This is a genomic window from Bifidobacterium longum subsp. longum JCM 1217 (assembly GCF_000196555.1).
GTDB classification, from domain to species: domain Bacteria; phylum Actinomycetota; class Actinomycetes; order Actinomycetales; family Bifidobacteriaceae; genus Bifidobacterium; species Bifidobacterium longum.
Genome location: NC_015067.1, coordinates 44,264 through 56,977 on the forward strand (window position 1 = coordinate 44,264; position 12,714 = coordinate 56,977).

At 58.6% G+C, this 12,714-nt stretch carries 8 protein-coding genes; 5 read left to right on the plus strand and 3 right to left on the minus strand.

Annotated elements, in window-relative coordinates:
* Positions 1-39 precede the first annotated feature (39 nt).
* Entirely contained in the window at positions 40-546 is a 507-nt protein-coding gene (locus BLLJ_RS10135) for an RNA polymerase sigma factor (protein WP_157821773.1), read from the plus strand.
* Between the two features lie 324 nt (positions 547-870).
* Complete coding sequence (locus BLLJ_RS00195) at positions 871-3,267, plus strand: glycoside hydrolase domain-containing protein (RefSeq protein WP_008783074.1); 2,397 nt, start codon at positions 871-873, stop codon at positions 3,265-3,267.
* A gap of 99 nt (positions 3,268-3,366) precedes the next feature.
* Here BLLJ_RS00195 and BLLJ_RS11220 read toward each other — a convergent pair whose 3' ends face one another.
* Positions 3,367-3,684 carry a hypothetical protein gene (locus BLLJ_RS11220; RefSeq protein ID WP_138267181.1) on the minus strand — a complete coding sequence of 106 codons (318 nt, stop codon included), beginning with the start codon at positions 3,682-3,684 and terminating at the stop codon, positions 3,367-3,369.
* Between the two features lie 416 nt (positions 3,685-4,100).
* Between BLLJ_RS11220 and BLLJ_RS00205 the strand changes: the two genes are divergently transcribed.
* On the plus strand, positions 4,101-4,865 hold the full coding sequence (locus BLLJ_RS00205; RefSeq protein ID WP_007058018.1) for a hypothetical protein: 765 nt from the start codon (positions 4,101-4,103) through the stop codon (positions 4,863-4,865).
* Positions 4,866-4,935: 70 nt separating this feature from the next.
* Here BLLJ_RS00205 and BLLJ_RS00210 read toward each other — a convergent pair whose 3' ends face one another.
* Both BLLJ_RS00210 and BLLJ_RS00215 read right to left on the minus strand, forming a co-directional pair.
* Entirely contained in the window at positions 4,936-5,571 is a 636-nt protein-coding gene (locus tag BLLJ_RS00210) for a hypothetical protein (RefSeq protein WP_007054553.1), read from the minus strand.
* A gap of 144 nt (positions 5,572-5,715) precedes the next feature.
* Entirely contained in the window at positions 5,716-8,469 is a 2,754-nt protein-coding gene (locus BLLJ_RS00215) for a phosphoenolpyruvate carboxylase (RefSeq protein ID WP_013582301.1), read from the minus strand.
* Positions 8,470-8,754: 285 nt separating this feature from the next.
* On the opposite strand from BLLJ_RS00215, the gene BLLJ_RS00220 reads away from it, so the two are divergent.
* On the plus strand, positions 8,755-10,635 hold the full coding sequence (locus BLLJ_RS00220) for a threonine/serine exporter family protein (RefSeq protein ID WP_008783076.1): 1,881 nt from the start codon (positions 8,755-8,757) through the stop codon (positions 10,633-10,635).
* A 232-nt stretch (positions 10,636-10,867) separates the two neighbouring features.
* On the plus strand, positions 10,868-12,508 hold the full coding sequence (locus tag BLLJ_RS00225; protein ID WP_007054550.1) for a sodium/proline symporter: 1,641 nt from the start codon (positions 10,868-10,870) through the stop codon (positions 12,506-12,508).
* Positions 12,509-12,714: the final 206 nt, after the last annotated feature.

The window sequence follows — 12,714 nt, forward strand, 5'->3', positions numbered from 1 at the left end:
ACTGATATATACAACTGTTCGGAAGTGGAATTACGGACGATGGTTGAACGCGATAGATGTTTGCGCGCAATCCGTATGGGTTGTTCGCCACGTGATATTGCACTACGTACCCCTCAAACGATACTTCAGGAATTGTGGAATGCGGAGGAACGTTCCGCTCACGCTTATTATCGATCGGACCGTGTCAGCGGAGTTATTTGCTCCTATGAGGATTTGGTTGGTGCAGGGCGGGAACCCCAGGGGTGTTCTGCTTCTTCTGAGGATATTCTCTTATGCGCGGAGGATGCGAGAGAAAGAGCTAACTGTTTGCAAGCTATCTTTGCGGAGATCGAAAAACTGCCAGCAGGTCAGCGCAATATCGTCAGGGGTGTACTGGTAAAGGGGGCATCTCAATCAGATATGGCACGAGAGCTGGGCGTGTCCCGAGCTGCGGTGTCCAAACAGCTTTCAACGGCTGTGCGCAAAATTCGTGCCGCTATTCGCGACGAAAGCAAAGAAACGAAGAACACGACAACATCAGCAGTTTGTGAAAGAAAGGAGCATTAATGGTTCATTTCAGTGTTATCAGAGTGAAAGGAAGCCCGTCATATGACTTCGATGCATGCGGAGACATTTTGGCTATGGCCAAAGCTGTAGGTGTCATGACGGAAAACATGCGCACTGATCGCTGCGACAATACACAGTGTGATGGAAGTCGTTGTAAGGGAAACACTATGTTTCGGTTGGAGTTAGACACCGAAAATCGCAGAGTTCATCGCAGACGCCATGCCAGATGAAACGCCCGAGGTTAACACCTCGTGGCGAAACGGCAGTGCAGGTGAGGGCAGATATTGGGTCTGCCTTCAGCAACAGGTCCCGAAGGAGGACATCATGACTGATCAGATGGTGCTGCAGACGCAGCAGTGGCTGAACAAGACATACGGGAATGATCCCCGATTCAAGAAAATCAACCCGGACGGCAGAACTGGTTGGCCGACAATCTATGCGCTTACTCGCGCATTGCAGATTGAATTGGGCATCCAGTCCACTGCCGATAACTTCGGTCCTTCCACCCAGCGGTTATTCAAGCAGCGGTATCCGAATGGGGTGCGGCAGCAGGCAGTTGCGGACAAGAGCACTTCCAACGTGTATTCCATCATTCAGGGGGCGCTGTGGTGCAAGGGCTACTCCACTGGTGGCAACATCTCACAGCATTTCTACGACGGAACAGGTTCCGCGATCAGGAAGCTTAAGGCTGATATGGGCATAGAGGGAGATTCCAGCGTAGACGTTGAGATCATGGGGGCGTTGCTCTCGATGAAGCAGTTCGTGCTGCTGGCCTCTTATGGCGGTATCGACTCCGTCCGTAGGGCACAGCAGTTCATCAACAAAGCATATCGTCCATACACGGGCATCATTCCGACTGATGGACTGTACGGCAGGGAGATGAACACGGCTCTTATCCAGGTGCTTCAGTCGCTTGAAGGTTTTTCACCCAGTGAGGCAACGGGGAATTTCGGCAACGGAACTAGATCTCGTTTGAAAACGATAACAGCAAATAACGCATCCTCTAATGAGTCGTGGGTCTGGCTCGCCAGCACGGCTTTGGCGTGTAATGGGATCGGGGGCGGGCCGACCTTCGTATGGACGAGCACGTTCGCCAATATCGTGAAAGCGTTCCAGGAGCGTTATGCCATTGCTGTGACGGGCTCTATTGATTCGACCACGTGGATGAGCCTGTTGACATCTAAAGGTGATCCTGACCGTCCGTGTGTGGCCTGTGACACTAGGTTCGAAATTACCGACGCCAGGTTGGCGACGTTGAAGGCAGACGGGTATGAAATCGTGGGACGTTATCTGACGGAGCCTGGCCAGTCGTCGTTGGCGCCCAAGGATTACTTTAAGGCCATCCGTCCGGGTGAGCTCGAGCGCATCACTCGGGGCGGCATGCGGTTCTTCCCGATCTTCCAGGAGTACTCCACGAAGCTGGAGCATTTCACCCCGGCAAACGGCGCTGCTCATGCCAAGACCGCTCGTGAGGCGGCGCAGCGTCTTGGCATCCCTCCCACCCATATCTACTTCGCTGTAGACTTCGATGCGACCGATGACCAGGTGACCAGCAATATCCTGCCATACTTCCGTGCGGTTTGTTCGTCTCTTGGTGGTGGATACGGAGTAGGGATTTACGCGTCCCGCAATATTTGTTCCCGCGTCATCGGTGCGGGATGCGCGAGTAACGCGTTTGTGTCCGACATGTCGACGGGATTCTCGGGCAATCTCGGCTTCCCCATCCCGGACGGTTGGGTCTATGACCAGTTCACCGAGATTGACGATTACAAGGGCCAGGGCTGGGATCTGGACCGTGTTGCCTATTCCGGGAAGGTATCAGCATGCGCTTCACTGTTGCCTGCCGTGCCAGTGCCTGCGCCTGATCCCGATCCCGTCTCGCCAGAAACGGATCCGCTGCTAAGATGGGTCGCCGTCACGGAGCAGGAGTGTCGCAAAGCCCTTGCCGCTCTGGGTACCCAGGTAGCGGTTTACGAGGACAGCATCGGTCAATTCATCCTGGAATGGCTCCGCAAACCTGAATACTGGTCGGAAGGCGGTAGCGGGACACAAGCAATGTGGCACGCATATACTCCTGAAGTTTCGACTCCGCCCGACTTGGACGCGGCGCGTGTGGTATGTGCCAATGTATGCGAAGCACAGCCTTCAATTAAAGAGAAACTGCCATCGACTCGAGATGTTGCACACATGGCTGCAACTGCTCTCGGATACCTGACATGGGGTATCGAAAACAATCCAGCCAAATATGGTCTAGGCGATTTAGGTGGCTGGCCTCTCGACTTGTTGCAGATCTGGGGTGCCTATCGCCGTGACGGCAAGCATGCCGACTTGGCAGCATGGCTCTATAAGCACCTTGGGAAAGATGAAGGATTCGGGTACGATGACGTTCTTGCGGATGCAGATGCATGGCTAATTGCTTCTAGTATGAGGAAACGATCCGGTTCGACGGTTCTTTCTGCTGCTATGCGTGAAACGTTTAAGCAGAGTGAGACCCATCGTATCGTTCGATTCTACGACGAACGTTTTGCATCAAGCGCAGATAATGTGGTGAGTGCATATTCAACAATGGCGGACGGTCTTGATGCACTTGGTTTGACAAATATTGGAATGAGCGAAAGCATCCTAAAAAAGGCTGCCGGTACAGACAAGCTTCCTGATAAGCAGGAAGCTGAAGTGAGTGCTCGGGCGTTCGCTGCATTCATTGATCAGCCAAGACGGTAGCTCGCATAATGCATTATGTGTGGGCAGATGTGTCGTCTGCCCACACATTCGCTGTTGTGCTTTCGATTTGGAATTCCTCTGCCAGATACGGGGAAACTTCTAAAAGGCCGCTATGCCGAGGAAGAGTCCTGTAATACCGGTGGCCATCAATACGATGATGGTGATGATTCCGGCGAAGATGCGTACAGGAAGGGTTTCTTTTCCATGGTTTGATGGGCTGTCCGCAACTAATCTCATTACTCCAGCTGTAACCCAGCAAACTGCGCCCAGGACTAGTGCCAGGAATTCTCGACACCATTCCGTTTCAAGTGCGGGAATGCCGACGATTGATGACGGGTCGCTTGCCAGTCTTGGCGGAATAGCGCATAGGATACGCTCCAATATCAGGTAAGGGGTATCAAAATGGATCAGAGTCAAAGCGAATGGGAGCTGTAGCGCCAGTCCTATCCACCACAGCGTGCGTCGGATGGTCGCGAGTCTGTCGCCCGGCCTAGTGTCCGGCTTGCCGCCTTCGCCCTCCGTCCCGGCACCGTCCGCGGGCGTGTGGTCCCCCTCGTGCGCGTCCGTCGTCCCGTCCGTGTCCCTTTCCGCGTCCATATGTCCCCCTCCGATCATCCGAGTCTGTCGCTCGGCCCGCGCGCCCGTTCCGTGCGCGCCGTCGCCGGCCAGTCTAGGGCCGTGCGACGCGAACGGGGAGGCCCGCGCCGTCAATCGGCACGGAACCTCCCCGTTCATCAAGCGGTCGGACAGCCGCGGATCAGCCCGTGTTCCGCAGGCCGGCGGCGACACCCGAGCAGGAGTGTCACAAAGCCCCTGCCGCTCTGGGTACCCAGGTGGCGGTTTATGAGGACAGCATCGGTCAACTCATCCTGCAATGGCTCCGCAAACCTACGTACTGGTCGGAAGGTAGTTCCGGCACGCAGGCACTATGGCATGCATACACACCGGAGCCGGTTACTCCCAGCGAATTGGCCTTGTCGCGTCAGGCATGCGGTGTCGCATGTGATGCACAGCCTGTCATCAAAGGCACGCTGCCCAATCGGGACATCGCCCATATGGCTGCCACATCCTTGGGATACTTGACATGGGGCGTTACGAACGATCCAATGGACTATGGTCTCGGTGATCTGGGCGGATGGGCTCTGGATTTGCTGCAGATTTGGGGAAGCTACCTGGCGAATACCCCGAAAGAGGACCTGGCGTCATGGCTGCACGCTCATCTCGGCGAGCAAGACGCTCGTATGGGATTCAGTTACAGCGATGTTCTCGCGGACTGTGATGCATGGTTGCTGGCGCGGTCCATGCAGAGCAATTCTTCCGAAAGGTCTTTGTCCACCGCTATGCGGGACATGTTCGCGCAAAGCGAGACGAATCGAATTAAACGGTTCTATCAGTCCCGGTTCAAGGGAAGTGCGGACAACCTGGTCATCGCATTTCGAAAGCTTGTTGATGGAATCGATCTTGGAATATTCGATAACGTATCCGGAAGTAAAAAAGCACTGCTCATTGCGTCACATGCAGACCGACTCCCGAGTCAAGCGGAGGCTGGTATATTGGCATTATCCTATGCTGAATCTCTTGAAAATCCGAACCGTTAATCAATCATGATTGTGATCGCATTGCGTGGAATGATTCAGCCATTCCACGCAATGCGCCTCTGGTAAAACGTCATAGAGTCATTAGAGCGGAAAGTAGCGTTATCACAAGAACGGGAAAGACCATGACCAGCACGAGAAACGATATGATTCCCACAAGGACATGCGAGGCGGAAGAGGAATGATCACGAAGTTCCGGATATACAGATCGCATATATGAACGCACGCCAAAGATGACAAGCGCCGCAATCCAGCAGACTACCCCCATAATCAATACTAAGGTAAGTCTACGTACATACTCAGTTGCCGTAGTTAAATTCATGCACGAAGAGGAAGAGAACGTTAAGACTCTGCAGATTATAGTATCATCATCGCCATTGGCGCCCCATTCCGCCCACAAAATAAGTGCTGGTGAAAGCAGCAGTAATCCCAGCCACCATAGCACGCGTCTGGCCTTGCCCAAAGCCACATAGCATCTACTCGCCTTAAGGAATTTGGTAGCTGCTTTCGGTGCCAAAGCATATTTCTTGCCGGAAAAATTTTCTGACGTATCTTCCAGGCCATGTTTTTTCCCAATGTCATCGATCATAGCCGGATTCGCTTTGCAAATGTGGCGTTCGTTTCCGGCATCGCCCTCCGCCTTGATGCCGTCCGTTGGCCCGGTGCTCCCGCGCTCATTCGATGGCTTGTCCATGTCCCCTCCGATCATCCGAGTCTGTCACTCGGCCAGCGCGCCCGTTCTATGCGCGCCGTCGCCGGCCAGTCTAGGGCCGTGCGACGCGAACGGGGAGGCCCGCGCCGTTTATCGGCACGGAACCTCCCCGCTCGCTTTTCCCGATCGGTCGGCCGGGAATCAGCCCGTGTTCTGCAGGCCCGCGGCGACGCCGGAGACGGTGCACAGGATGAGGTAGATGAATCCGGCCTGTTGGCTTTGCGAGAGCTCTTCCTTGTCCACCTTCTTGCGCAGCGACTTGAGCGCCAGCACCTGAGTGACGGACAGCGCGTCCACGTATGGGGAGCGGATGCGGATGGCCTGGCCGAGCACGTGACGGTGCTGCAGCGGCCACTTGTCGCCCACGATGGCCAGAACCCACTTGCGGGTGAGCTCCATCTCGTTGAGTACCTTCTCATTGAGGTCCTCGCGGTCGCCGAGGGCAAGGTACATCCTGGCGATGCGCTCATCCGTCTTGGCGATGGACATCTCGATGTTGTCGATGAAGGTGGAGAACAGCGGCCATTCCTCGTAAGCCTGACGCATGGTCTCCAGATCGCCGAACTTCTCGCATGCGGTGCCGAGACCGTACCAGGCGGCCAGGTTGATGCGGGCCTGAGCCCAGGAGAAGATCCACGGAATCGTGCGCAGGTCGTCGAGCGACTTGGCGCCGAGGCCACGCTTGGCCGGGCGGGAGCCGATCGGCAGCAGGCCGATTTCGGTCAGCGGCGTAACGATCGAGAACCACGGGGCAAAGCCGTCGGTGTTCAACAGGTCGAGGAAGCGGTTGTGCGCGGCCTCGTCGAGCTGAGCGGCCATGTCGGCATACTTCTCGGTCATCTCGGTGTTGCGCTTCTCCACGCTCGGCGCGGACTGCAGCAAGGTCGCCGCAGCCACGGACTCGACGTGGCGGATGGCCAGCACCGGGTTGCCGTAACGGGCGAAGATGACCTCGCCCTGCTCGGTGAGCTTGAAGCGGCACTTGACGGAACCGACCGGCTGGGCGAGCACCGCGCGGTTGGCGGGGCCGCCGCCACGACCGACGGCACCGCCGCGGCCATGGAACAGGGTCAGGTCGATGTCGTGCGACTCAGCCCATTTGGCGATGCGCTCCTGAGCGGAGTGCAGGGCCAGCGTGGCGGAGGTCGGGCCGGCGTCCTTCGAGGAGTCGGAGTAGCCGAGCATGACCTCGAGCTTGTTGCCGGTGGCCTTCAGACGAGCCTGAACCTCGGGGATCTTGATCATTTCCTCGAGCACGTCCACCGAGTTCTGCAGATCCTCAAGCTGCTCGAACAGCGGGATCACGTCGATGGTGGGCACGTCCTCCGGGTGGGAGAAGGCCAAGCGGTTGAGCTCGTAGACATCCTTGATGTTCTGGGCGCTCTTGGTGAAGGAGATGATGTAGCGGCGGGCGGCCTTGAGGCCGTTGCGCTTCTGGATGGCACCGAGGGCGCGGAAGGTGTCGAGCACCTCGTGCGTCATCGGCTGCAGTTCGCCGCGCTCGCCGTGCAGGCCGTGCTCGCGGATATCCGCAAGGGCGCGGGCGTGCACCACGGAGTGCTGACGGAACTCCATCTCCACCATGTGGAAGCCGAAGGTCTCGGTCTGCCAGATCAGATCCTGCAGCGGGCCGTAAGCGGAACGCTTGGCACCGGCGGCGGCCAGCGAACGCTGGACCACCTTGAGGTCGGCGAGGAAGTCGTCGCAGGAGTGGTACATGAGGTCGGCGTCGCGCTCGATGGTGTAGTGCAGACGATCGGCCATCACCAGCATGACCGCGCGGTGCATCTCCTTGGTGGAGATCAGGGCGGCCTTGTCGGTCAGGCGCTCGCTCATTTCCTTCTGGTGGCTCCAGAGGCTCTTGAGCTCGGCGCTCGGCGGCGTGGTCTCGGCTTCCATCGTGAGGTTGCGGCCCACGGTGCGGGTGGCTTGCTCAAGGGCGGCGATCACGTGATCGGAGAACTTGCGGGCCACGGCGCGGCTCACCTTGGCGGTGACGTTCGGGTTACCGTCGCGGTCGGAGCCGATCCAGCTGCCCGGGTGGAAGAACGCGGGGCAAGCGGGCTCGACGAGACCGGCCTTATCGCCCAGGACCCAGTCGTCGAAGCGACGGTAGACCTTGGGGATGGTGTTGAACAGCGTGTTGTCGAAGATGTCGAGAATCGTGTCCGCTTCCTCAACCGGGGTCGGCTTCTTCAGCGCGATCGGAGAGGTGCGGAACAGGGCGTCGATCTCGTTGTAGAGACGGCGCAGGCATTCCTTCTTATCCGAGCCGCCGAGGCGCTTGTACTCCTCAAGCAATTCGGAAACGCGGCGAATCTTGCCTTCCACGGCCTTGCGACGGGCCTCAGTGGGGTGCGCCGTGAAGACGGGGTGGAATTCGAGCTGGTTGAGCAGTTCCTTGGCCTTGGCCGGGCCAGTCTCATTGATGAGCTGGTGGTAGGCGACGGTGAGCTCGTTGATCGGGTCGACCGCCTGGTCAACGGGCACGTTGTTCTCGCGCTCGTGGAGCACGGAAACGCGGTAGTTCTCCTCGGACAGGTTTGCCAGATGGAAATACGTGGCGAACGCGCGGGCCAGCAGCTGGGCGTCGTGCAACGTCATGTTGTCGATGACGTTCACGGCCTCCTTCAGGCCATCCTGGTCGGGGTTCGGATCCTTCAGCTCGGCGAAATGCTCGGCGCTGGCCTCCACCGCGTAATGACGCACGGTGTCGAACGTAGACAGCAGTTCGGGGTTGTATTCGCCCAGTACGTTACGCAGGATCTCAAGACACAGATCCATGTCGTACTTCAGGCTTTCGGGAAGATCATGCTCCTCCGGGCCCTTTCGGCCGGTCCCGGTAGTGACGATGGCGGCGTCAGCGGGAGTGATCTGTTCTTCAGGTGTTGCCATATAACCTCCTTTGCCGAATAACAGGTTGCTCGGTCTACTGGTCGTCTGCGGCTCCTCCGCAGTTGTTGAGACCAGTCGTTGCGAGCCCACAGCCCATATTCAACGTGGTTGTTGTGTGGGCAATAGTGTATCCCCGCGAAATCGCTTTTTACGTTACGAAGTCCATATAGTGCGCCAAGTTGTCCACCTATAGAGACCGAATATCGGACAGCATATGAGACACTGTCCGATTCGCGGAAGATTTGAGCGCCTTACGATTGCTGGCGGGGAAGGCAGGGAGTAGTAATGAAGGATGTGAGCGAACAGAAGAAAAAAAGTGCGCCCGAAGCGAAAGGCGCAACGGCTGTACGTAAATTCCACACCCACTCCATTCCGCTGGACATGGAAGATATTGCACGCGATTGGGAAAAACCGGTGGTGGACGCCGGTATCGCCGCCAAAGCCAGCGTGATTGTACGAGTCGGCATGTTGGACCTGGGAGCCGGCACCGGCTCCTTCCGCGTGCGTGAAATGATGCACCGCATCGCCTACCCGCTGGGCGTGCACGTACGCGCCGACGTGAACCTGACGGATATCGAGGCCACCTGCACGGATGGTCGTAACCGCATCACCGAAGTCGTGGATTTGCCGAGTACCGGCGTGAACACCGAACGTATCTGGCTGCTGGAACATTTCGCCGACTGGTTCTCCGTGAATCTCGGCAAGGGGTCGATGTATCACGTCGATTCGCAACTGTCCGATGGCGTGGTCAAGCATTTGGACGAACGTGACGCTTCGCAGTATTCGGCCGATCTGGCCAAGCGCCTGCGCGAACGTGCCAAGGTCGAGGCTGAGGCGGCCAACGGCAGCGTGGACGAGGCGCTGGATCTTGCGTCGAAAACCAAGGTACTCGTGACCTCCGTGGCCAAGTCCTTGGACGATGACAATGAAGAAGCCCACCGACTTTTGGCGGACAGCGCGGAAGTCACTCCGGTCGAAGACAAAGCGGCCGAAGAGAAGGCCTACGACGATGCCGAAGTGTTTACCGGTGACTCCAATGAGTCGGTTGAATCGGCGAACGCGGCGAACGGCGCAACCGCCGAAAGCCCTGCTGCAAGCAGTACGAAGCGTAAGAATCGCGTGCCCAAGGAATACGCCGAACACTTCAACGAGCGCTCCGACGAAGAGAAGGCCAAGGGCGGTATCACCGTGCGGCAGGCGCACGAGCGACTCGATCTGATTGAGCGCCGCAAGCCGCTGTACAAGCCGTGGTTCTCCGGTCTGGCCTCCGCCCTAGCCTGCGCGGCCTTCGTGTTCCTGCTCGGCGGCGGCCCATACGACATGATCGGTGCGTTCGTGGGCGCGGGCCTTGGCCAGTGGATGCGTCGCCGGCTGTTTGCATACCATCTGAACCAGTTCTTCGTCACCTTTGTGTGTGTGGCCGCGGCGGCGCTCGCCTGCACCGGCACCCTGCGACTCATCGGCATTTTCGACCCAGTCGCGCTCTCGCACGATACGGCCTACATCGGCGCCATGCTGTTCGTGATCCCCGGTTTCCCGCTCATCACAGGCGGACTCGACATGGCGAAAATCGACTTCCCCTCGGGCATCCAGCGCGTGGCGTACGTGCTGTGCATCATCCTGATGGCCACGCTGGCAGGCTGGGCCGTGGCCGTGATGGTGCACCTGCACCCGGAAGGCTTTGAGCCACTGGGGCTTGACCCGTGGGTCAACGGATTGCTGCGATTCGTGGCGGCGTTCGTCGGCGTGTGGGGCTTCTCCGTGCTGTTCAATTCGCCGCAGCGCATGTGCCTGACCGCCGCCCTGATCGGTGCGATCACGGACACGCTGCGCTTGGAATTGCAAGACTTCAACGTGGCACCCGAGATGGCTACCTTCATCGGCGCGTTTCTGGCGGGCATTCTGGCATCGGTGTGGCGTTCATCCGTGCGACGTGGCTGGCTACCGCCGCACCTCGGCTACCCGCGCATCTGCCTGACCGTGCCGTCGATCGTGATCATGGTGCCCGGTCTGTATATGTATCGTGCCATGTGGTACCTCGGCAGCTTCCAGACCATGAATGCGCTGGACTGGGCGTTCCGTGCGTTCATGGTGATTATCTGTCTGCCGATCGGCTTGGCGATGGCCCGCGTGGTGACCGACAAGTCCTGGCGCTACGACATCTGACCGTCATCTTGGCTCTCCTCAGGTGGGGGGAGCTCGGATAAAACAGCGTCTCAGTATGGAAACGGTGGAAGGTGCTTGAGCCCTTGTATCCACTACCATCAGGCGAAGTGCGTTGCGGCCGTATTCACGGCTGTGACGGTCTGTATGACGCCGCTCCGGCGTCAATCGCATATCAGCACATAGTTCTGCCATGGCGGTAGCCGCTTGGCGTCATGATTGAGGAGGGGCGCAGTTGGCCAACGATTTCTGGATTCTGCTGGCCATGGTCATCTATTTTGCGGCCATGCTGTCCATCGGATTCATCTACTCCAAACGCTCCAACTCCTCCTCCAAGGAATACTTTGCGGGCGGGCGCGGCGTGGGGCCGTGGCTCACGGCCCTGAGCGCCGAAGCCTCCGACATGAGCGGCTGGCTGCTGATGGGCCTGCCGGGCCTGGCCTACTTCACTGGTGCGGCCGACCCGATGTGGACCGCCGTCGGACTGGCGCTCGGCACCTATCTCAACTGGAAGCTTGTGGCCCGGCGACTGCGCCGCTACTCGGTAGTGACCGACGATGCCATCACCATTCCTGACTTCTTCGCCAAGCGTTTCCATGACAAGAAGGGCGTGATCTCCACCATCGCGGCCGTGATCATCCTGGTGTTCTTCAGCGTGTACGTGGGCAGCTGCTTCGTGACCGTGGGCAAGCTGTTCGCCACGTTGTTCGGTTTCGACTACCACGTCATGATGATCATCGGCGCGGTGGTCGTGTTCGTCTACACCGTGGTGGGCGGCTACTTGTCGGTGGTGATGACCGACTTCATTCAAGGCATGCTCATGTTCTTCGCGCTCGCGGTGGTGTTCATCGGCACCGTGGCCAGCGCGGGCGGTGTCGACAACACCGTGGAATTCCTGCGTGCCATCCCCGGCTACCTGTCCGGCACGCAGGTGGCCGCGCCCAAGCTGGACCCGGCCACCGGCCAGCAGCTCGTCGAGGCGGGCAAGGCCGTGTTCGGCGCGCCCTCCGACTACGGCATCATCACCATCATCTCCATGCTGGCGTGGGGCCTGGGTTACTTCGGTATGCCGCAGGTGCTGGTGCGCTTCCTGTCCATCCGCAGCGTGGAAGAAGTGCGCAAGTCCCGAATCATCGCCACCTCCTGGTGCGTGATTTCGCTGGGTTGCGCAGTGTGCATCGGCTTGGTGGGGCGTGCGATGATGCCCACCGAACTGCTGACCTCCACCGATGCGGAAACCATCTTCATCGTGCTGGCGCAGACCCTGCTGCCGAGCTTCATGTGCGGCGTGGTGGTCTCCGGCATTTTCGCGGCCTCGATGAGCTCCAGCTCCTCGTATCTGATCATCGGCGCTTCGGCCATGGGCGAGAACATCTTCCGCGGGCTGCTGCACCGCAAGGCCACCGACAAGCAGGTCATGATTGTGGCCAGGGTCACGCTGGTGGTCATGTTCCTGTTCGGCATTCTGGTGGCATACGACCAGAACTCGTCGATCTTCCAGGTGGTGTCTTACGCGTGGGCCGGGCTTGGTGCCTCATTCGGCCCGTTGATGCTGTGCTCGCTATACTGGCGTCGCGCCAACAAGGCCGGCGCCGTGGCCGGCATGCTGTCCGGCACGGCGGCCGTGCTGATCTGGCACAACCTCGTCAAGCCCTTGGGCGGCGTATTCGCCATCTATGAGCTGCTGCCGGCGTTCATCATTTCGCTGCTGTTCATCGTGGTGGTTTCGTTGCTGACCGCCAAGCCGAACAAGCGCATGCTCTACGAATTCGACCACTACATGGACGATCCGCTGCCCGGCACCCTGCCGTCCGGCACCGTGCTCGTCGACGAGCCCATGGAAGCCATGGAGTCCGAGGTCCGCAGCGGCAAATGACACGTGCCTGCTGTGCGGTCGGCTCGTATGGCAGAGGAGTGGCTTTTTTGTGGTTCGGCAGGAACCATTGAGGCCAAAACGGACTTCGAGGGGCTGATTTGACGTTCTGGAGAGATCTACTTCCGTTTCAAGGGGCTGATGCCTGAGTAGACGCGGCTCCAAAACGGCGGAATGGCGTTGACGTAAGGGCATTGATACACGTGGTC

Excerpts from the sequence above, each read along its gene's own strand:
- BLLJ_RS10135 (WP_157821773.1), top strand. The coding sequence starts at position 40 with ATGGTTGAACGCGATAGATGTTTGCGCGCAATCCGTATGGGTTGTTCG.
- BLLJ_RS00215 (WP_013582301.1), bottom strand. The coding sequence starts at position 8,469 with ATGGCAACACCTGAAGAACAGATCACTCCCGCTGACGCCGCCATCGTC.
- BLLJ_RS00195 (WP_008783074.1), top strand. The coding sequence starts at position 871 with ATGACTGATCAGATGGTGCTGCAGACGCAGCAGTGGCTGAACAAGACA.
- BLLJ_RS00220 (WP_008783076.1), top strand. The coding sequence starts at position 8,755 with ATGAAGGATGTGAGCGAACAGAAGAAAAAAAGTGCGCCCGAAGCGAAA.
- BLLJ_RS00210 (WP_007054553.1), bottom strand. The coding sequence starts at position 5,571 with ATGATCGGAGGGGACATGGACAAGCCATCGAATGAGCGCGGGAGCACC.